Annotated in this window: 16 protein-coding genes and 2 pseudogenes; 14 read left to right on the forward strand and 4 right to left on the reverse strand. The window is 64.7% G+C overall.

Annotated elements, in window-relative coordinates:
- The first annotated feature begins 74 nt into the window (after nt 1-74).
- From C7W88_RS11610 to C7W88_RS11620, 3 genes and pseudogenes are all read left to right on the forward strand, one after another.
- Nucleotides 75-1,957 (forward strand): annotated as a pseudogene (locus C7W88_RS11610) (2-oxoacid:acceptor oxidoreductase subunit alpha).
- 11 nt (nt 1,958-1,968) lie between these two features.
- Nucleotides 1,969-3,021 carry a 2-oxoacid:ferredoxin oxidoreductase subunit beta gene (locus C7W88_RS11615; protein WP_118073651.1) on the forward strand — a complete coding sequence of 351 codons (1,053 nt, stop codon included), beginning with the start codon at nt 1,969-1,971 and terminating at the stop codon, nt 3,019-3,021.
- An 80-nt stretch (nt 3,022-3,101) separates the two neighbouring features.
- Nucleotides 3,102-4,040, forward strand: a complete 939-nt coding sequence (locus C7W88_RS11620; RefSeq protein ID WP_118073652.1) for a metal-dependent hydrolase — start codon at nt 3,102-3,104, stop codon at nt 4,038-4,040.
- Here C7W88_RS11620 and C7W88_RS11625 read toward each other — a convergent pair.
- Nucleotides 4,037-4,777: a phosphatase PAP2 family protein gene (locus C7W88_RS11625; RefSeq protein WP_118073653.1), complete on the reverse strand. Its 741-nt coding sequence runs from the start codon at nt 4,775-4,777 to the stop codon at nt 4,037-4,039. The two genes, C7W88_RS11620 and C7W88_RS11625, sit on opposite strands and share 4 nt — an antisense overlap.
- Before the next feature lie 66 nt (nt 4,778-4,843).
- Here C7W88_RS11625 and C7W88_RS11630 point away from each other — a divergent pair, with 66 nt between their 5' ends.
- Complete coding sequence (locus C7W88_RS11630) at nt 4,844-6,241, forward strand: deoxyribodipyrimidine photo-lyase (protein WP_240344609.1); 1,398 nt, start codon at nt 4,844-4,846, stop codon at nt 6,239-6,241.
- Between the two features lie 37 nt (nt 6,242-6,278).
- Nucleotides 6,279-7,547: a cyclopropane-fatty-acyl-phospholipid synthase family protein gene (locus tag C7W88_RS11635; RefSeq protein WP_118074736.1), complete on the forward strand. Its 1,269-nt coding sequence runs from the start codon at nt 6,279-6,281 to the stop codon at nt 7,545-7,547.
- A 3-nt stretch (nt 7,548-7,550) separates the two neighbouring features.
- On the opposite strand, the gene C7W88_RS11640 is transcribed toward C7W88_RS11635, so the two are convergent.
- The 3 genes from C7W88_RS11640 to purF all read right to left on the reverse strand — a co-directional run bounded on the left by C7W88_RS11640 (nt 7,551) and on the right by purF (nt 10,195).
- On the reverse strand, nt 7,551-7,904 hold the full coding sequence (locus tag C7W88_RS11640; RefSeq protein ID WP_118074737.1) for a PilZ domain-containing protein: 354 nt from the start codon (nt 7,902-7,904) through the stop codon (nt 7,551-7,553).
- A 91-nt stretch (nt 7,905-7,995) separates the two neighbouring features.
- The gene (locus C7W88_RS11645) at nt 7,996-8,703 is read right to left on the reverse strand and encodes an SDR family NAD(P)-dependent oxidoreductase (RefSeq protein WP_118073654.1); all 708 of its coding nucleotides are present in this window, start codon (nt 8,701-8,703) and stop codon (nt 7,996-7,998) included.
- Nucleotide 8,704: 1 nt separating this feature from the next.
- Nucleotides 8,705-10,195 (reverse strand): amidophosphoribosyltransferase, encoded by a 1,491-nt coding sequence (gene purF / locus C7W88_RS11650; RefSeq protein ID WP_118073655.1) that lies wholly within the window; start codon nt 10,193-10,195, stop codon nt 8,705-8,707.
- Nucleotides 10,196-10,532: 337 nt separating this feature from the next.
- On the opposite strand from purF, the gene C7W88_RS11655 reads away from it, so the two are divergent.
- The 9 genes and pseudogenes from C7W88_RS11655 to C7W88_RS11695 all read left to right on the forward strand — a co-directional run bounded on the left by C7W88_RS11655 (nt 10,533) and on the right by C7W88_RS11695 (nt 20,304).
- Nucleotides 10,533-11,468, forward strand: a complete 936-nt coding sequence (locus tag C7W88_RS11655) for an MASE1 domain-containing protein (protein ID WP_118073656.1) — start codon at nt 10,533-10,535, stop codon at nt 11,466-11,468.
- A gap of 112 nt (nt 11,469-11,580) precedes the next feature.
- A complete protein-coding gene (locus C7W88_RS11660; RefSeq protein WP_118074738.1) occupies nt 11,581-12,822 on the forward strand; it encodes a lipoprotein-releasing ABC transporter permease subunit in 1,242 nt (413 codons plus the stop codon).
- Nucleotides 12,815-13,489 (forward strand): ABC transporter ATP-binding protein, encoded by a 675-nt coding sequence (locus C7W88_RS11665; RefSeq protein WP_118073657.1) that lies wholly within the window; start codon nt 12,815-12,817, stop codon nt 13,487-13,489. Before C7W88_RS11660 ends, C7W88_RS11665 begins: the two co-directional genes overlap by 8 nt.
- A 53-nt stretch (nt 13,490-13,542) precedes the next feature.
- On the forward strand, nt 13,543-13,806 hold the full coding sequence (locus tag C7W88_RS11670; RefSeq protein WP_118073658.1) for a hypothetical protein: 264 nt from the start codon (nt 13,543-13,545) through the stop codon (nt 13,804-13,806).
- A 59-nt stretch (nt 13,807-13,865) separates the two neighbouring features.
- Nucleotides 13,866-14,099, forward strand: coding sequence for a hypothetical protein (locus tag C7W88_RS11675; RefSeq protein WP_118073659.1), 234 nt, complete (start codon nt 13,866-13,868; stop codon nt 14,097-14,099).
- Nucleotides 14,096-14,584: a glutathione peroxidase gene (locus tag C7W88_RS11680; protein ID WP_118073660.1), complete on the forward strand. Its 489-nt coding sequence runs from the start codon at nt 14,096-14,098 to the stop codon at nt 14,582-14,584. The genes C7W88_RS11675 and C7W88_RS11680 overlap by 4 nt, the downstream gene beginning before the upstream one ends.
- Nucleotides 14,585-14,659: 75 nt before the next feature.
- Nucleotides 14,660-18,249: pseudogene (dnaE, locus tag C7W88_RS11685) on the forward strand (DNA polymerase III subunit alpha).
- Between the two features lie 19 nt (nt 18,250-18,268).
- Entirely contained in the window at nt 18,269-19,888 is a 1,620-nt protein-coding gene (locus tag C7W88_RS11690) for a long-chain fatty acid--CoA ligase (RefSeq protein ID WP_118073661.1), read from the forward strand.
- A gap of 2 nt (nt 19,889-19,890) precedes the next feature.
- On the forward strand, nt 19,891-20,304 hold the full coding sequence (locus C7W88_RS11695; RefSeq protein WP_162896013.1) for a DUF1330 domain-containing protein: 414 nt from the start codon (nt 19,891-19,893) through the stop codon (nt 20,302-20,304).
- Nucleotides 20,305-21,020 lie beyond the last annotated feature (716 nt).

Consider the following 21,020-nt stretch of genomic DNA (forward strand, 5'->3'; position numbering starts at 1 on the left):
TTTGCGAACGGAACACGAGGGGCATAGGCGCGTGTCAGCACTGGGTGAAACTCCCGGGCGCAGCAGAGGACGATATGGCTACACTAGTTGATGGACCGGACGCGCTGACGGGCGGCAAGGATTCGCCGACCCCCGAAGCGGTGGTCGTGCGCTTCGCCGGTGACTCGGGCGACGGCATGCAGCTGACCGGCGGTCAGTTCACCCTTTCCACGGCGCTGGCGGGCAACGACCTTGCCACCTTCCCGGACTTCCCGGCCGAAATTCGCGCGCCGCAAGGCACGCTGTTCGGCGTCTCTGCCTTCCAGATCAACTTCGGCTCGACCGAGATCGACACTGCGGGCGACCAGCCCGACGTGCTCGTGGCGATGAACCCGGCGGCGCTGAAGACCAACGTCGGCGCATTGAAGGCCGGTGGCCTCATCATTGCCGACAGTGGCGAGTTCAACAAGCGCAACCTCGAGAAGGCGAAGTACGAGGTCAATCCGCTCGAGGACGGCAGCCTCGAGAAGTGGCAGCTGCTGGCGTTCGACATTTCGGCGCTGACGCTCGAGGCGGTGAAGCCCTTCGGCCTTGGCAACAAGGAAGCGCTGCGCTGCAAGAACATGTGGACGCTGGGTCTTGCCCTGTGGATGTTCGATCGTGACCGCCAACCGCTGATCGACTGGCTCAACGCCAAGTTTGCCAAGAACCCGGTTCTGGCCCAGGCCAACATCGCCGCGCTGAACGCCGGCCATGCCTATGGCGAAACCGCCGAGCTGGCAGGGCCGCTCAAGCAGTACCACATCGCTCCGGTCGAGAGCGAGCCGGGCCTCTACCGCACCGTCACCGGTGCCGAAGCGATCAGCCTCGGCCTCGTTGCGGGCGCGCAGCTGGCCGATCTGCACATGTTCTTCGGCGGCTATCCGATCACGCCCGCCTCGGCCATCCTGCACAACCTTGCCCGGCTCAAGGAATATGGCGTCACCACCTTCCAGGCGGAGGACGAGATCGCCGCAATCGCCTCGGCCATCGGCGCAAGCTATGCGGGCCAGTTGGGCGTGACCTCGTCGTCTGGCCCCGGCATTGCGCTCAAGGGCGAGGCAATGGGCCTTGCCATCATGACCGAGCTGCCGCTGGTCATCGTCAACTCGCAGCGCGGGGGTCCGTCCACGGGCCTGCCGACCAAGACCGAGCAGTCGGACCTCTACCAGGCGGTCTATGGCCGCAACGGCGACGCGCCGATGCCGGTGATCGCCGCGCGCAGCGCTTCCGATTGCTTCGAAGTTGCCATCGAGGCCTGCCGCATCGCGGTGGAATACATGACCCCGGTCATGCTCCTGACCGATGGCTACATCGCCAACGCGGCCGAGCCGTGGAAGGTGCCCGATCCGGAAAGCTTCAAGCCGTTCCCGGTCACGTTCCTCGAAGCGAAGAACGGCCCCAACGGCGAGCTGCTGCCTTTTGCGCGCGATGAAAAGGGCGCGCGTCCGTGGATCAGGCCCGGCACCCCCGGCCTGATGCACCGCATCGGCGGCATCGAGAAGAACCCGGCACCGGCAACATCGACTACAGCCCGGCAAGCCACCAGATCATGACCGACGCCCGCAAGGCCAAGGTCGAGGGCGTGGCGAACTCGATCCCGCTGCAGGAAGTCAACCACGGCGAGACCTCGGGCAAGCTCGTGGTCGTCGGTTGGGGCAGCACCTACGGCCCGATCTATCAGGCCGTGCGCCGCGCCCGCCGCAAGGGCCTCGACGTCAGCCATGTCCACGTCCGCCACATCTGGCCGATGCCGTCGAACCTCGGCGATCTGCTGCGCGGCTATGACAAGGTGCTGGTGCCCGAGATGAACACCGGCCAGTTCAAGACCGTGCTGCGCGACCAGTTCCTGATCGACGCCCAGCCGCTCAACAAGACCAGCGGCCAGCCCTTCACCATCGCGGAAATCGAAGCCGCGATCGAAGCTGCGCTCGCATAAAGGTTACGACAATGAACGAGATGACCAAGATCGCGGTCCAGACCACGCTCAAGGACTGGGAAACCGACCAGGAAGTGCGCTGGTGCCCGGGTTGCGGCGACTACGCGATCCTCAAGGCGGTGCAGCGCACCCTGCCGGAGATCGGCGCCGATCCTTCGAACACCGTGTTCGTTTCGGGCATCGGCTGCTCGAGCCGCTTCCCGTACTATGTGGAAAGCTACGGCTTCCACACGATCCACGGTCGCGCCCCGGCCTTTGCCACCGGCATCAAGCTCGCCAACCCCGAGCTCGACGTCTGGCTGGTGACGGGCGATGGCGATGGCATGTCGATCGGCGGCAATCACACGATGCACATCCTGCGTCGCAACGTGAACGTGCAGATCCTGCTGTTCAACAACGAGATCTACGGCCTGACCAAGGGCCAGTTCTCGCCGACCAGCCGCGAGGGCACCAATTCGCCGACTTCGCCGCTGGGCTCGGTAGACCGTCCCGCCCTGCCTTGCGCTTTCGCGCTGGGTTCGGGCGCGCGCTTCATCGCACGGGCCTATGACGTGTCGAAGAACCTGCCCGGCGTGCTAAAGGCGGCTCATGCCCACAAGGGCGCGGCCTTCGTCGAGATCTTCCAGAACTGTATCGTCTACAACAAGGACCGCTTCGACGACTTCGTCGCCAAAGGCGTGGCCGACCAGAACCAGCTGTGGCTGACCGATGGCGAGCCGATGCTGTTCGGTTCGGAAAAGTCGGGCGGCGTGAAGGGCATTGCGCTCGACATGGACACGCTGACGCTCAAGGTCGTCGACGTGGTCGATGGTGACTGGCAGTCTGCGGGCGTGATCGTCCACAACGTCAAGAACCGCGCGCTTGCACACATGCTGGTGGAAATGCCGTTCGGCCCGTTCCCGATGGCGCTGGGCGTGATCTACGACGATGCCCGTCCGTCCTATGAAGACGTGCTGCTCGGCCAGGACGAACAGGCCCGCAAGGGCAAGGACGCCAACCTCGCCAAGCTCCTCGGCAAGGGCCAGACCTGGACGGTGAGCGGAACGGCTGCCGATCCGGTCTGATCAGCGGATTGCCTAAGGCTTCGAAGGCCGCAAGAGTGCGTCAGGCGCGCTCTTGCGGCCTTTCTGTTTGAGGGAACCCATTGGACAACCTGACGCATAGCCTTGCCGGATGGGCCTTGGCCGAGACCGGGCTGAAGCACCGGACGCGGAAAGGGCTGGCGGCGCTGGTGCTCGCGGCGAACATGCCGGATATCGACGTGTTCTTCGGCTGGGTACCGTGGGCGCCGCTCGCCATGCATCGCGGGTTCACGCATGGGTTCGTCGGCGGCGTGGTGCTTATGCCGCCGCTGCTAGCGGGCTTGCTGTGGCTGCTTGATCGCTGGCAGGTTTCGAGCGGAAAAATCGCAGCAGATGCGCCACCGCTGCGCTTCGGTTGGCTGGTGCTGCTGAGCTACTTGGGCGCTATCACCCATCCGCTGCTCGATCTGCAGAACGTCTACGCAATCCAGTTGCTCTCGCCGATGAGCGAAGAATGGTTCCACACCGACGGCCTGTTCATCGTGTCGCCGTGGCTGCTGGCGATGCTGGGCGGTGGGATCTGGCTGGCGCGGCGTCGAGAGCGGGGCGGGCCGGCGCTCCTCGCCCTTGCTGCAGGCGCCGTGTTCATCGGCGCGAACATCGGCATTTCGGCGATGGCGCGGGATGCCTTGGTAATGAGCGAGCCTTATCCGCAGCCCGACCGCGTCTTTGCCTCGCCCGCGCCCTTGCGCTTCTGGAAGCGCGACATGATCTGGCGAGAGAACGGTGTGATCTCTTTCGGCCATTATGATCCGTTGCAGGGTGCACTGCGTGTGACCGGGCAGGGGGCAAGCGTGCCCGACAACATGGCATTACCGCTGGTCCAGCAGGCAGCCCGCGCCACGCCCGACGCGGTCAAGTTCCTTGCCTGGTCGCAGATGCCGGTCGCAAGGGTCAAGACGCAGGGGTGTCAGGCCACGGTCACGTTTGCCGATGCCCGTTTCACGGGTCCGGCTATGGCGCGGAATTTCAACACGGTGGTCAACCTGCCTGCCTGTTAGGGGTGGGGCGTCAGCGTCTCCAGCACGTCGTCGGCCTGCTCGGCGACGGCCTTGGCGGGCTTGTGCAGCAGCGCCGAGGCGAGGAACGCCCAACCCGCTCCGCCAAGCCACCCCGCTGCAACGTCGGTCGGAAAATGGACGCCGAGCCAGACGCGGCTGATGGCGATGGCGATGCTCAAGACCACGGCGCTGATGATCAGGGTCCAGCGCACCGAACGGCGCGGGCTCATGGCAGCAAAGGCCAGAGCGATGGCGATGTAGATCACCGCGGAATTGAAGCTGTGGCCGCTGGGGAAGCTCTGCCCGCCAGCCTCGGTCAGATGCGGCACGATCATCGGGCGGGGGCGGCCGACCGCCAGCTTGACCAGCGAGTTGACCAGCCATCCGCCCATTACGGTCGCGGTCAGCAGCACCGCCTCGCGCTTCAGACGCAGGAACAGCAGCGCGGCGAGCACGCCGATCAGGATGAGGTTGCGCAACAGGACCCCACCAAGCGCCGTCAGATCGCGCACCGCTTCGAGCAGCCATTGCGGACCGGCGGGCACGAGGTCCGCTCCGCGTCTCCAGAACAGCAGGCCAGCGCTGTCCATTGCCTCACCGCGTCCGGTCATGATCAGCAGGACGACCATCATGAACCCGGCCCAGCACACCGCCGCCGCGATGAGGGCGTGGCGGGGCGAAATCCGCCAGCTTCGCGCCCTTTGGGGCAGGTTTCGTTCGGGGGAGGGTTCGATCATCGGTTGCTAGGAACGAGACATGGGCAAACGTTGTTCCCGCACAACGGTTTGCCATGGGTTGCAAACGTGAAGGAAAGGGAACTGGTGCCATCCTCGACGCAAGCCGAGCCGTCAATCGTCTGGCTCAGGCGCGATCTTCGTCTGGCCGATCAAGCGGCGTTGCTGGCAGCCGCCGAGGCCGGGCCGGTTATCCCGGTCTACGTGCTCGATGACGAGACGCCCAGGCACTGCCGCATGGGTGGTGCCTCGCGCTGGTGGCTGCATCACAGCCTTGGCAGCCTGGATGCCAGCTTACGCAAGCGGGGCTCGCGACTGATCCTGCGGCGAGGCAAGGTGCAAGAGGAACTGGCGGCTGTGCGCCGCGAAACCGGGGCGCGGGTCGTCCATGCGTTGCACCACTACGAGCCGTGGTGGCGCAATGCGGAGAAGGCCGTAGCCAAGGCCATGCAACTTGTCCTGCACGATGGGAACTACCTCGCCCCTGCTGGTGCAGTGAAGACAGGAAGCGGCGCGCCGTACAAGATCTTCACGCCGTTCTGGCACGCGCTGAAGGAGCGGATGCCGCCTGCCCATCCGACTGAAGCGCCGCAGAAGCTGGAGGCGCCGGAGCATTGGCCCGCGAGCGACAAACTCGATGATTGGAAGCTGCTGCCCACCAAGCCTGACTGGGCAGGCGGGTTTTGCGAGGAATGGACCCCCGGGGAAGAGGGCGCGCGCAAACGTCTTGAAGTCTTCGCCGACCGCGCCGCACGCTACGACGAATGCCGCAATCTGCCTTCGATCGAAGGAACGTCACGCCTTTCCCCACATCTGCACTTTGGCGAGATATCCCCGGCGACGGTGTGGCAGTGGGTCGCCGACGCTGGCGGATCGGTCGACGTGTTCCTGAGCGAGCTTGGCTGGCGCGATTATGCCCAGAACGTGATCGTGCAGTTCCCGGAATATGGTTCGAAAAACGCGCGCGAAGCCTATGACCGGCTGCACTGGCGTGACGATCCCGAGGGGCTGGCAGCATGGCAGCAGGGCCGCACCGGCTATCCCATCGTCGATGCCGGGATGCGCGAACTGTGGCGCACCGGGTGGATGCACAACCGCGTGCGCATGATCGCGGCGAGCTTTCTGGTGAAGCACCTGCTGATCGACTGGCGCGAAGGCGAGCGCTGGTTCTGGGACACGTTGGTCGATGCCGACTACGGTTCGAATGCGGTCAACTGGCAATGGACCGCGGGCACCGGGGTAGATTCGAACATGTTCGTGCGGATCATGGCGCCGCTCACGCAATCGCCGAAGTTCGATGCAGCCGGTTACATCCGCAAGTGGGTGCCTGAACTGCGACATCTGTCCGATGCCGAGATCCACGACCCGACGTTCCCGCCGCAGGGCTATATCCGCAAGATCGTGCCGCATGCCGAAGCGCGGGCGCGGGCTTTGGCGGCACATGATGCAATGAAGGCGCATGGCTGACCTTGCGCGTTACGCTGCGGAGCCGCATATCCCGGCCATGACTGCACAGACGCCATCGAGGGGACGGCATCTGGTGGCCGGGGGCTGGAACATGTCTGCCGTCGGCCGCTGGTTCGCACACCTGTTTGCCGGACCGTTCGAGCGCGTTGTCGAAAGGATCGACCGCGGTCTGGTTCTTGGCACGATCCACGCTACCTTGCCGGATGGCAGCCAGCGAACTGTCGGCGGGCGGGGCGAGGGGCCGGTGGCCCGCATCAACCTCCACAGCTGGAATGCGCTTGTGCGGCTGGCCACGGCAGGCTCGATCGGCTGGTATGAAGCCTGGGTCGAAGGCGAATGGGACAGCCCCGATCCGGTGCCGATCTTCGATCTGTTCATGCGCAACGCGGCCACCTTGGGCGACGTCGGCCGCGCCAAAGGCCCGTGGCGGATAGCGGGCAGGGCGCTCAATTTTCTGCGCAAGAATTCGCGAGCGCAGGCACGGCGGAACATCGCCGCGCACTACGATCTCGGCAACGATTTCTACCGCCAGTGGCTCGACGCGACGATGAGTTATTCCAGCGCCTTGTGGGACGGCATTTCAGCTGACGCACCGCTGGCCGAGGCGCAGGCGAACAAGGTTGACCGGCTGGGCGCCAGGCTGGCGCTAAAACCCGGCAGCGAAGTGCTCGAGATCGGTTGCGGCTGGGGTTTTCTCGCGAGGCGGCTGGCCGAGACGACCGGAGCGCGGGTGACCGGCATCAGCCTTTCCGACGAACAGCTGGAATGGGCGCGCGATGCCTTGGCGTCGTCGGGGCTGGGCGGGATCGAGTACCGCCACCAGGATTATCGCGATGTCGATGGCACGTTCGACGCGATCGCCAGCGTCGAGATGGTCGAGGCGGTGGGGCGTGAATACTGGCCGTCCTACTTCGATTGCCTTGCCCGCTGCCTGAAGCCCGGCGGGCGGGCGGCGCTGCAGTACATCACCATCCGTGACGACCTGTTCGATGCCTATGCCGCCAGTGCAGACTTCATCCAGGCCTATGTCTTCCCCGGCGGCCTGCTGATCAGCGAGCGCGAGTTCGCGCGACTGGCGCAGGAACGCGGGCTGACGTGGCAGGATCGCGAGGACTTCGGGCTCGACTACGCGCGCACACTGAAGCTGTGGCGCGAGGCACTAGACCTCGCTGTGGTCGATGGAAGGTTGCCTGCCGGGTTCGACGAGCGTTTCGTCAACCTCTGGCGATATTACCTCATGTATTGCGAAGGCGGGTTCCGCGGCGGCGGGATCAACGTCAGCCAGGTGACGCTGGTAAAGCGATAAGCGTCAGGGGCGGCGGAACACGCCGTCACCGCGATAGCGGGCGAGGATGTTGTCGTGGACGATGGGGCTGAGCAGGTTGGCAAAGGCGCAGCCGACGCGGCCGGAATCCCACCACACAACCTCGGCCTGCAGCGCTTCCATGCCGGGCAGGGTCAGCCAGCAGCGATTGCCGGTGTGCATGCGTTGGAGCGCATTGGCGCAGAAACCGCCGAGCGATAGATCGAGAACGACGGTCTGGAAGCCCTTGCCGCCGGACGGCCTGAGCGTTGCCGGAATATTGACACGTTGGCGGGGCGCGCTGCGATCCTCGAGCGCGGCCTGCCCATAGATGTTTGTATTCCAATCCGTCGTCGTCATGCCGGGCGACCTCGACCCATTGCGTTTGCGGCCTGCCGACAGGTCGGCAAACCTTTGCAAAGAATCGCGCGGCTACGTTAATTAGGCGCTATCAGTCCTGGTTAACGCGGATGCGGTGCGGACTGGCAAATTGTTCACCTAGAAGCGTAACGATGCGTTCAGCAACGACTTCCGGAGCCTTGACCGTCTGCGGGTCTTCGCCGGGGTAGGCGCGGGCGCGCATCTTGGTGCGGGTTGCGCCCGGATCGACCACGGCAACCCGGATCGAGGCGGTGTTGCGCACTTCCTGCCCATAGCAGTTGAGCAGGTTATCGAACGCTGCCTTGGTAGCACCGTAGGCACCCCAGTAGGCACGCGGGGTGGCGCCGACGCTGCTCGTCACGCCGATGACGCGGGCATCCTGGCTCTTGCGCAGCATGCCGTCGAAGCCGGCGAGAAGCGCCTGCGTTGCCAGCACGTTGAGCGTCAGTGCCTGGTTGAACTCGCGCGCATCGATCTGCCAGACCGGGGTAAGCGTCGGCAGGACGGCAGCGTTGATCACCAGGATGTCGAGCGCCTTCCAGCGGCCAGCGATCGCCGTGGCAAGACGGGCGATGCTGTCAGCTTCGGAGAGATCGACCGGAGCAATAGTGGCGCTGCCACCTGCTTCGAAGATTTCCTCTTCGATCTTTTCGAGGTCCTTGGCGTTGCGCGCCACCAGAACGACGTGCGCTCCGGCAGCGGCAAGTGCCTTGGCCGTGGCCGCGCCAATGCCGCGGCTGGCGCCGGTGACCAGCGCGACCTGACCCGCAAGGCTCATCTTACGCGACCTTTCCGACCGGCAGCGAAAGCTGGTCGGGGCTGTCACGATCGGCAAGATCGGTCAGCCGCGTGGGATATTCGCCGGTGAAGCAGGCGTCGCAATACTGCGGGCACGACTTCTTGCGCTCGGCCTCGCCCACGGCGCGGTAAAGGCCGTCGATCGAGACGAAAGCGAGGCTGTCGGCGTGGATGAACTCGGCCATGGCGGCAACGTCCATGCGCGCGGCGAGCAGCTTCGAGCGTTCGGGCGTGTCGACGCCGTAGAAGCACGAATGCTCGGTCGGCGGGCTGGCAATGCGCATGTGGACTTCGGCAGCGCCGGCATCACGCATCATCTGCACGATCTTGAGGCTGGTGGTGCCGCGCACGATCGAATCGTCGATCAGCACGATGCGCTTGCCGGCGACGAGCGCGCGGTTGGCGTTGTGCTTGCGCTTCACGTCAGCGTTGCGCGCGCCGTCCGAGGGCTGGATGAAGGTGCGGCCGACGTAGTGCGAGCGGATGATGCCCAGTTCGAACGGAATGCCGGACTGCTGGGCGTAACCGAGCGCGGCAGGAACGCCGCTGTCTGGCACCGGGATGACGAGGTCGGCGTCGGCCGGGCTTTCCATCGCCAGCTGCGCGCCGATGGCCTTGCGCACCTGATAGACCGAACTGCCACCCATGACCGAGTCCGGGCGGCTGAAATAGACGTGCTCGAAGATGCAGGGGCGGGCGTTGGGCGTGCCGAACGGGCGGTGGGTGCTGAGATTGCCGTCGAGATCGACCTGGATCAGTTCACCCGGCTCCACTTCGCGCACGAAGTCGGCGCCGACGACGTCGAGCGCGACGGTTTCGCTGGCGAAGACCACCGCGTCACCGAGCTTGCCCATGACGAGCGGGCGGATGCCGAGTGGATCGCGGCAGGCGATCATGCCCTGCGGCGTCATGCAGATCAGCGAATAGGCGCCCTCGATCAGGCGCAGCGCATCGACGAAGCGATCGAGCAGAGTGGGGTAGCGGCTCGTCGCGACGAGGTGGATGATCACCTCGGTATCCGACGTCGACTGGAAGATCGCGCCCTTGCGGACGAGATCGCGCTTGAGGAACATCGCGTTGGAAATGTTGCCGTTGTGCGCGATCGAGAAGCCGCCGGAGGCAAGATCGGCAAAGAGCGGCTGCACGTTGCGCAGGCCCGCGCCGCCGGTGGTCGAATAGCGGACGTGGCCCGAGGCCATCATGCCCGGCAGTTCGGCGATGGCCGATCCGGTCGAGAAGTTTGCCGCGACGTGGCCGATGCCCTTGCGCGAATAGAACTCCCGCCCGTCGAAGCTGGTGATGCCGACAGCTTCCTGCCCGCGGTGCTGCAGGGCATGGAGGCCGAGCGCGACTGTCGCCGCCGCGTCACGAACGCCGAGTACGCCGAAGATGCCGCACTCCTCGCGCAGCTTGTCGTCATCGGCGCCGACGTCCCACGGCGTTGCATCGAGAAATTCGTGATCTGTGGTCATGGGTCCCATGGACTCGCGTGGGCGCGTGCGCGCCGGCCGGTTTCTGGCGCCCAAATGGCGACGTTTGCACACAATGGCAAGGGCAAGGTTCGCCGGAGTGGTGGTTCCGGTGGGGAACCGCGAGTCTTCTGGCGCGTAGTTGGGGCCACGAACCGCAGCGGATGGAGATTTCAGGTGAATATGGTCAGGATCATCCTGCTTGCTCTGGTCGCGCTGTTCGTGACCGCCGGGACGCTGTCGTACCTGCTCGGCGTCGTTCTGCGCTGATTGCGGGATTCGATGATATTGCCTGCGACGCACTGCAAAAAATTAACCAGAATGCTGCAATTACGGACCCATGCGCCTCGCACGTTCCCTTGCTGGTCCGGTCAGTACAGCCATCGCCTACTTCGCGCTGGCCTTTGGCGCGGTGACGTTCGGCCGGTTTACGGGCGGGGTTGCCATGGTGTGGATCGCCAGTGCCTTGCTGGCTGGGCGGCTGATCCATCTGCCGGTCAGGCTCTGGCCGCGCTGGCTCATACCGTGCGGTCTCGTAAGCGCTATTGCGACCGGCTACTTCGGGCTGGGCTGGACATCCGCTGTGCCCCTGGCGCTGATCAACATCGCCGAGGCAGCGGCAGTGGCGCTCGTCTGGCGACGCATTACCGAGGCTTTCTGGCCGCACGACATCCTCGAATGGGTGACCTCGTTCTACCTCGGCATCGGCCTGACCATACCGCTGGTAACCGGGGGCATGGCTTCGTTGGTTACCTGGCTGGGGCTGGGACGGCCGCCGATCGAGAACTTCACGCACTGGATCATCGGCCACGCCCTGGGGCTGGTCGCATGTCTGCCGGTGTTCCACTATATCTATCACCGCCTCAGGCGCGGGCAGAGCTTCCTGCCATCGGCGCGGCAGTTGCCATTGGCGACGCTGGTGTTCGGGACCTTCTTGCTACTCACCGGCCTGGTCTTCAGCCTCGACATGCGGGCGCTGCTGGTCTTCCCGCTGGTGTTCCTGATGATCTCGTCGGCATTGGCGCCGGCGGCGATTACCACGCTGATGCCCCTTCTCCTGATCGGGATGGGCGGCGCGATGACGATCCTGGGGCACGGCCCGATTGCCGGGATGGACGTCGAATTCGGCGATCGCATCCAGTTCTTCCAGCTCTACGTCGGCGTGAGCGTTCTGGCGGCCCTCCCGCTCTCGTGCGAGCGCCATCGCCGGATCATCGAGATGCAGGAGATGCAGACGCGGATCGCCGAACTGGAACGGACCAGCAGCGTGTTCTGAAAGGCGCTTGGGCATACCGATTGCCGAAGACATTGCCGTTTGCCGCGCTCCAGCCTACATCCGCAACCGTCTCCGGCATTCCGGCGGCCTATTCCTGTCTGAGGACTTCTGCTTGATCCTGTCGCCATTCGAATGGACCATCGCCAAGCGCTACATGCTGCCGGGGCGGGGTGAGGCTTTCATCGCGCTTGTTGCCGGCATCAGCCTCGTCGCGGTGATGCTCGGCGTAGCCGCGCTGGTCATCGTGATGAGCGTGATGAACGGCTTCCGCGCCGAATTGCTCGACAAGATTGTGGGGCTGAACGGCCATGCGATCATCCAGGCCTATGGCGGGCGGCTCGATGACTGGCAGGACATTCTCAAGAAGGTCGAGGCAACGCCCGGCGTGACGCACGCCTCGCCGCTGATCGAGCAGCCGCTGCTGGCCAGCTTCAACGGCCGGGTCGAGGCCATCCTCGTTCGCGGCAACACTGCGGGTGACATCAAGCGGCTGGAGGACAAGCGCGTCGACGGGGTGATCGCCTCGCTGCGGCCAGGTTCGGGCAATGTCGCAATCGGCTCGCGCCTTGCCCAGAACCTCGGTGCGCGAGTGGGCGACAGCATCACGATCATCAATCCGCAAGGGCGCTCTACACCGTTCGGGACGGTCCCGCGCGAGATTGCCTACACCGTATCCGCCATCTTCGAAGTGGGCATCTACGACTACGATAATGCCTATGTCGTCATGCCCATCGCCGATGCCCAGACCCTGCTGTTGACCGGCGATTCCATCGGCATGATCGAGGTGACGACGACCAACGCGGACACCGTGTCCCAGACCTTGGCTCCCGTTGCCAAGAGCCTCGATGGCATTGCCGTCGTCACCGACTGGAAGACGATCAACGCCAGCCTGTTCGAGGCGCTGGCGGTGGAGCGCGTGGCGATGTTCATCGTGCTGTCGATCATCGTGCTGGTGGCGGTGTTCAACATCCTCTCGTCGCTGATCATGCTGGTGCGCGCCAAGACCCGCGACATCGCGATCCTGCGGACGATGGGCGCGACGCGGAAGAGCCTGCTCAAGATCTTCGTGACGATCGGCTTCGTGATCGGGGCGCTGGGCACCGTTTCCGGACTTCTGCTGGGCTTCGTGTTCCTGTTCTTCCGCCAGCCGATCGTGAATGCGATCCAGTGGCTCACCGGGCAGAACCTGTGGGACCCGTCGATCCGCTTTCTGACGGAACTGCCCAGCCGGTCCGACCCGGTCGAGATCGCCACGATCTCTTTGATGGCGCTGCTGTTCTCGTTCCTTGCCACGCTTTATCCCGCGCTGAAGGCTGCCAGCACGGACCCGGTTCAGGTGCTGCGTTATGAGTGATCCAGTCGTCAGATTGAAGGATCTGCGCCGTTCGTTCAGCCAGGGCGGCGTGACCATCGACGTCCTGCGCGGGGTGAACCTCGATATCCGCCCCGGCGAGATCGTCGCGCTGCTGGGGCCTTCTGGCTCGGGCAAGTCGACGATGCTGCAGGCGATCGGACTGCTGGAAGGTGGGTTTTCCGGGCTGATCGAGATTGCGGGCACCAATGCCTCGCAGCTTTCAGGCGATGACCGCACGGCGCTGCGCCGTGATCACCTTGGCTTCGTCTACCAGTTCCACCACTTGCTGCCCGATTTCAACGCCACCGAGAACGTGGTCCTTCCGCAGATGGTGGCGGGCAGGACCCGCGCCGAAGCCGAAACCCGCGCAACCGAACTGCTCACGGCCTTGGGTCTTGCCAAGCGTCTCGATCACCGGCCCAGCCAGCTTTCAGGCGGCGAGCAGCAGCGCGTTGCCGTGGCGCGTGCGCTGGCCAACCGGCCGGAAATGGTGCTGGCCGACGAGCCGACCGGCAACCTTGACGAGGCTACCGCCGATCGCGTGCTGGAGGAGTTCCTCAAGCTGGTGCGGGGCGAGGGCAGCGCAGCGCTGATCGCCACGCACAACGAGCGTCTCGCCATGCGCATGGACAGGGTGGTGCGCCTGCACGAAGGCGTGCTCGAATAGGGATACAACGTCTCCTTCGCGCGTTTTTGGCGTGAAGAAGGAGATCGTATCTCATGAACACCACGATCCGCGCCGAAGCCGCAGATGCGGCTGCATTCTGGAATGACCACGCCGTTGTCCTGCGCCGGGAGGCCGCCGATGGCGTGTTCCACGGCTTTGCCTCGCTGCACGCCGGAACCTTTGCCGACATGGTGCGCATGGTCGCGCGCATGTCCGAAAGCGAGCGGGTGAACCTGGTTATCGAGAAATCCGGCGACCGCCAGTATTCGCCTGCCGAGATTCAGGCTTTGGCCCACCGCATCGACTTTCCCGCCTGATTTGCCGTTGATCCGCTCCCCTTGTCGTGCGAACCATTTGCACGACAAGGGGAGAATACATGTCCAGTCTTGATTGGAATGCCGAAGCCACGCTGCACGAACGCGACGATCATGGCTCGGAAATGCAGTACAATTTCAGCGTCCTCAAGAAGGCGCCCTTGCGCGAACTGGTAGCGGAAGTGGCCGCGATGGATTCTTCGCAGCGCGCCCGGCTGGTAATTGACGTTGCTGGCGGCAAATCGCTCAACGTCGGCGAGATTCTTGAGCTGGCGGCAAGGGAGGGACTGGCATGAGCGGACCTGCGACCATCGCCGACTTCAAGGCGAAGAAGCCCAACGGCGAGATGATCGACCTGGCCGACAAGCTCGGCAAGGTCCTGCTGGTGGTCAACACCGCCTCCAAGTGCGGCTTCACCCCGCAGTACGATGGCCTCGAGAAGCTGTGGAAGGACTATGGCGACCGCGGCTTCGAAGTGCTGGCCTTCCCCTGCAACCAGTTCGGCGGGCAGGAACCGGGCACGGCGGACGAGATCGAGAGCTTCTGCAAGGTCAACTTCGGCCTGAGCTTCCCGCTGATGGCCAAGATCGAGGTCAACGGCGACAACGCCGACCCGCTCTACGACTGGCTCAAGAAGGAAGCACCGGGCCTGCTCGGTTCCAAGGCGATCAAGTGGAACTTCACCAAGTTCCTGATCGGCCGCGACGGCAAGGTCGTCCGCCGCTATGCGCCGACAGACAAGCCGGAGAGCATCGCCAAGGATATCGAGAAGCTGCTCTGAGACCGGCATTCGGTTCGGGGGAAAAAGCAGGCCGCGCCTCTCGCAAGAGCGCGGCCTTTTTCCTACCTTGAGCGCATGCCCCACGCCCCCTTCGTACCCTTACGCATCTTCTCGTCCTACACGATGCTCGACGGGGCGATCGATCCCAAGGCGATTGCCAAGACGGCGGCGGAGCGGGGGTTTCCGGCGGCGGCGATTACCGATCGCAACGGGCTTTACGGCAGCGTTGCCTATGCCAAGGCGTGCAAGGACATGGGCGTGCAGCCGGTCATCGGCACGATGCTCGCCGTGGCCCGGCCCGAGCGCGAGGGGGCTGCGACGGGGTTCGGGCCTGCGGCGCCGACGGTCGACTGGCTGGCGCTCTATGCGCAGGACGCGCGCGGCTATGACAACCTGTGCCATCTCGTCAGCCGCGCGCACCTTGACCGGCCGCTGGAGTTCGAGGCGCATGTCGTGCTGGCGGACCTCGTCGGCCATACCGACAGCCTGATCTGCCTGACCGCAGCGGGCGAGGGTGCACTGGCGCGTTTGCTCGCGGGGCAGCAGCAAAGTGCCGCCGAGGCCTATCTCGACCGCTTGCAGGAACTGTTCCCCGAGCGGCTCTATATCGAGATCGCGCGGCGGAACGAGCCGGTGGAGGAGGCGTCCGAAGAGGCGCTGATCGATCTTGCCTATGCGCGCAACCTGCCGCTGGTGGCGACCAATCCCGCCTGCTTTGCCGAGCGTGGGTTCTACGATGCCCACGATGCCATGCTGTGCATCGCCAGCTCCACCCACGTCGACAGCGCCGACCGTCCGCGTTCGAGCAAGGAATGGTGGATCAAGCCCGCGCCGGTGATGGAGGAGCTGTTCAAGGACCTGCCGGAGGCCTTGGCGAACACGCTCGTCGTGGCGCAGCGCTGCGCGGTGATGCCGCCCAAGCGCAAGCCGATCCTTCCGAGCCTTGCCGGTGACCAGGAGGGCGAGGCGCGGATGTGCGCCGAAGACAGCCGCAAGGGCCTCGTCCTGCGGCTGAAGCCGTACTACCCTGAGACCGCGCATGCCGAACTGGAGCGCGTGCTGTGCCTTGGCCCTGATGCCGAGCCGGAAGCCGCCGACTATCCGCAGCTCAACGTCGCGGGCGTGTGGGAGGAAGTGCTCGACTACCGCAAGCGGTTAGAATTCGAGATCGCGATCATCAACCGCATGGGCTTTGGCGGCTACTTCCTGATCGTGGCCGACTTCATCAAGTGGGCCAAGGAGAACGACATTCCGGTGGGGCCGGGGCGCGGCTCGGGCGCAGGCTCGCTGGTCGCCTGGGCGCTGACGATTACCGACCTCGATCCGATCAAGCTGGGCCTGCTGTTCGAACGCTTCCTCAATCCCGAGCGCGTCTCGATGCCGGACTTCGATATCGATTTCTGCGAAACCCGGCGTGGCGAGGTGATCCGCTATGTCCAGCGCAAGTACGGGCTGGACCACGTTGCGCAGATCATCACTTTCGGCAAGCTCAAAGCCCGCGCGGTGCTGCGCGATACCGGGCGCATCCTGCAGATGAGCTATGGCCAGACCGACCGCCTGTGCAAGATGGTGCCCAACCATCCGACCGATCCGTGGCCGCTGCCGCGCGCCCTGAACGGAGTGCTCGAACTCAAGCGCGAATATGACCGCGATCCCGAGGTCAAGCGGCTGATCGACCTTGCCATGCAACTTGAGGGCCTGCCCCGCAACAGTTCGACCCATGCGGCGGGCGTGGTGATCGGCGACCGTCCGCTGGCGCAACTGGTGCCGCTCTATCGTGACCCGCGCTCGGACATGCCGGTCACGCAGTTCGACATGAAGCATGTCGAGGATGCAGGCCTCGTGAAGTTCGACTTCCTCGGCCTCAAGACGCTGTCGGTGCTGCGCAAGGCGGTGGACCTGATGGCCAAGCGCGGGATCAGTATCGACCTTTCGGCACTCGCCTGGGATGACGAGCAGACCTACAGGCTGCTGCAATCGGGCGATACCGTCGGCGTGTTCCAGCTGGAATCCGAAGGCATGCGGCGCACGCTGGCGGCGGTGAAGCCGACCAACTTCGGCGACATCATCGCGCTCGTCTCGCTCTATCGTCCCGGCCCGATGGACAATATCCCGCTGTTCGGACGGCGCAAGAACGGCCTCGAAAGCATCGAGTACCCGCACGAGAAGCTGGCGGGCATTCTCGCCGAGACCTACGGGATCTTCGTCTATCAGGAACAGGTCATGCAGGCCGCGCAGATCCTGGCGGGCTATTCGCTGGGCGACGCCGACCTGTTGCGCCGCGCGATGGGCAAGAAGGTGCAGGCCGAGATGGACGCGCAGCGCCAGCGCTTCGTCGATGGCTGCAAGACCGTGTCCGACATCCCGGCGGCCAAGGCCAACGAGCTGTTCGACTTGATCGACAAGTTTGCGGGCTATGGCTTCAACAAGTCCCACGCTGCCGCCTATGCGCTGCTGGCCTATCAGACGGCGTGGCTGAAGACGCATTATCCGCATGAGTTCTATGCAGCGTCGATGTGCTTTGACATGCACCAGTCGGAAAAGCTCTCGGTCTTCGTTGACGACATGCGCCGCAATGGCGTGGCGCTGGCAGGTCCCGACATCAACCATTCCGAGGCCGAGTTCACCGTCGAGCGGACGCAGGACGGCTTTGCCGTGCGCTATGCGCTGGCGGGCCTGCGGAACGTGGGCGAAAAGGCGATGGAGCAGATCGTCGAAGAGCGCGTGGCCAACGGGCCTTATGCCTCGCTCGACGACCTGTTCCGGCGCATTCCGGCAGGATCGATGAACCGGCGGCAGCTGGAAGCGCTGGCGGCGGGCGGGGCGCTCGATTGCCTCGAACCGAACCGCGCGCAAGTGATCGCCAATGCCGAATTGCTGATGGCGGTGGCGGACGAGGCGGCACGCTCGCGCACGTCGGGGCAGGGCGGTCTGTTCGGCGGGGATGACCACGCCACGCCCGCCACGCGCCTTGCCGAGACGAAGCCGTGGAGCCGGGCCGACCAGATGGCGGCGGAGCGGGAAAACTTCGGGTTCTACTTCGCGGCGCACCCGGTGGAGGAATATCGCGCGGTCGCCTCTGCCAACGGGGCGCGCTCCTATGGCAGCCTGATGACCAGCAGCGGCGAGCCGGGTGGACGTTCCGGCGCGGTGATGGCGGCGCTGGTGGAGAACGTGCAGAAGCGCAAGACGAAGAAGGGCAAGGACTTCGTCATGGCCGACTTCTCCGATAGTTCGGGGCTGTTCTCGGCCTCGTGCTTCGAGGAAAGCCTGGTCGAGCCGTTCCAGCAGTGGGCGAAGGATGGCACCTGCGTGCTCCTCAACGTTGAACTGGACCGGCCCAATCCGGACGAACCGCCGCGCGTGACGGTGCGCGGGGCGCGGCCGCTGGCATCGGTGACGAGTTCGTCGCGGATGATGCTCAAGCTGGAAGTGAGCAAGCCTGAGGCCATCACGGAACTGGCGATGCTGCTGCCCGTGGATCCGGCGGGACTGGTGAAGTGCTGGCGCGGCTGCGAACCGGCGGACCCAAGGAGCCGCTCGTCCGGCTCGGCAATGATTTTAAACTGGACAGCGACTTAATCGAGCGATTGATTCCGATCGAAGGACTCGCCAATGTCGCCCTGACCGCAAGACCGGAAAGGCATTTGCGGCTGGTCGAATAAGAACCGGATGGAGAGAGATATGACTCAGCAGCTTGGCGCAATGCAGGACTGGAAGCTGCGGGTCACTCATCTGATCGACCATGCCGCGCGCGAACACGGCGCCCGCGAGATCGTCAGCCGCTGGGCCGATGGCAGCGAGACGCGGACCAACTGGGCTGGCATTCGCCACGATGCCCTGCGCATGACCCAGGCCTTGCGCAAGTTGGGCGTGCAGCCGGGCGACCGCATCGCGACGCTGGCGATGAACCACCATCGGCATCTGGTTTCGTGGTACGGCGCGGTCGGCGTCGGCGGCATCCTCCACACGCTCAACCCACGGCTGTTCGACGACCAGCTGGAATACATCGTCAATCACGCCGAAGACCGCGTCATGCTCTTCGACAGGCAATGGGCGCCCATCGTCGAGCGGATGAAGCCGCGCTGGCCGACGGTCGAGCACTACATCTGCTTCGACAGCAGTGAACCGGCACTGCACTTCGAGGAATGGATTTCGGGCGAGGACGGCAATGCCGAATGGCACGACGGTGACGAGCGCGATCCGTGCATGCTCTGCTACACCAGCGGCACCACCGGCAATCCCAAGGGCGTGCTCTATGAACACCGCTCCACGATGCTGCATGCCCTAAGTGCGATCAGTCCGCCGGTGTTCGGGATGGACTGTCGTTCGGTCATGCTGCCGATCGTGCCGATGTTCCATGCAGCAAGCTGGGGCTTGCCGTGGGCGGGCGCGGCGGCAGGGGCGAAGTTCGTCTATTCGGCGGTGAACGACGGTGCGGTGCTGTGCGAGTTGATGAACCGCGAGAAGGTGACCTGTTCGGCCGGCGTGCCGACGGTGTGGCTGGCGCTGTTGCAGCATGTCGATGCACACAACGGCGGCGAGATTCCGCCGAGCCTGCAGACCATCGTCACCGGTGGCTCTGCCATGCCACGCGCGATGATCGAGCGGTTCATGCGCGCCGGGCGGAGGGTCGCCCATGCCTGGGGCATGACCGAAACTTCGCCGATCGGCACGACCGGCGCCGAGACCTGGAACTGGGACGAGCTTTCGTTCGACGAGCAGGTGACGGTCAAGGCGATGCAGGGGCGGCCGCCGTTCGGGGTGGAAATCCGCTGCGTCGATCTCGATGATCCCGAGAAGGTCCTGCCGCGCGACGGCGTGACGGCGGGGGCGTTGCAGGTGCGCGGGCCTTGGATCGTCAAGCGCTATTTCAAGGCGGAGAAGGATGCGGTCGTCGCCGGGCAGTGGTTCGATACGGGCGATGTTGGCGTGATCCATGCCGACGGCACCTTGCAACTGACCGACCGCACCAAGGACGTGATCAAGTCTGGCGGCGAGTGGATCAGCTCGGTTGAGCTGGAGAACGCGGCAATCGGCTATCCTGCGGTGGGCGAAGCCGCGGCGATCGGGGTCTATCATCCCAAGTGGGACGAGCGGCCCTTGCTCGTCGTGGTGAAGAAGCCCGGGATGGAGTGCAACCAGGAGGAGATCCGCAGCTTCCTGGGCGGCGTCGTGGCGAAGTGGTGGGTGCCCGACGCGGTGGTGTTCGTGGACGAGATCCCGCATACCGGCACCGGCAAGATCAGCAAGAAGGACCTGCGCGAGCAGTTCAGGGACTTCGCCTGGGACAAGGTGGCTTGAGCGTGGCCGAAACCTATATCGATCCGAGCCGGGAGAACTTCGAGGTCTTCAAGTCCCTGCCGCGCGATACCCCGCTGCACATGCTCAACCTGATCAAGTATCGCGATCTGGCCGAGTATCCCGAGGGCCACCCCAATCACGGCAAGGGCCTGACCGGGCGCGAGGCTTACGCGATCTACAAGCAGGCGTTCCAGGCGCTGGTCAAGGATTCAGGCGCAGCGATGGTCTGGCATGCGCCGATGGAATGCGTCGTTACCGGTCCGCAGGGCGAATGGGACGAGGCTTTCGTGATGGGCTACCCCGACGCCGGGGCGTTCTTCGCGATGGTGAAGGACGAGGTCTATGCGCGCGATGCCCTGCCGCATCGCACCGCGGCGGTGGCCGATAGCCGGTTGATCCGGTTTCGGGGAGCTTAGTTTTTCGCTGGCCCAGCGTTTTCCTGTTTCACGCAGAGACGCGGAGAAGAAAGGGGAGACGCGGGGAAGAGAAGAAAGTTGGAGGCGGCTGCGCCGCAGGCGCCTTCCCAAGAGCTCTGCGTCTCCCTTTCTTCCTCTGCGTCTCTGCGTGAACCATTCCACGCTCGATGCAAAAAAGCATCCGCTGGCGAGTGCGGACGGTAACGCCGAGGGGAAGCTGACAGATCGCGCGACCGGTGCGGTGTCGTTGCGGCACGCAGCGGGGAGGGCGCGGGACCGGTTGCGAGTGGCCGGGGGCGGTTCCGAACCCCTGATCGGCTCAGCCTGATGGTCGGACATAGGTGAGAGGACGAAGCGTTGGCAGCGGCTCGCGGGCTGCCTTGGCTTCTGGCAAGCGGCTGCGTGAAAAGAACCTGTCGTTTGCGCAGACATTGTCACGCAAGTCATGGCGGGTTCCGCATCCGCAGCGTCGCTCAGGGTTCGGCGCCGTGCTATCAGCCCTGGGTTGTCCTGTCTGTCCTTGGGTAACGACGAAGGTTTGCCCGGTGGGTCTTGGGCTTTACGCCCCTCGTTGAACCCACGCGCACCTGCCGCACCGATCGCGCCGGAAGCCTTTGCCCCAAATTGCTCTGAGCATCGGCGTCCGAAGGGAGAGGAGCGGGTTGGCCTTGTGCCCTCTCCTGACCTGTGGGCGGGGCGTATAACCTATATGGTTC

Origin of the sequence: Novosphingobium sp. THN1 (assembly GCF_003454795.1) — a bacterium.
GTDB lineage: Bacteria > Pseudomonadota > Alphaproteobacteria > Sphingomonadales > Sphingomonadaceae > Novosphingobium.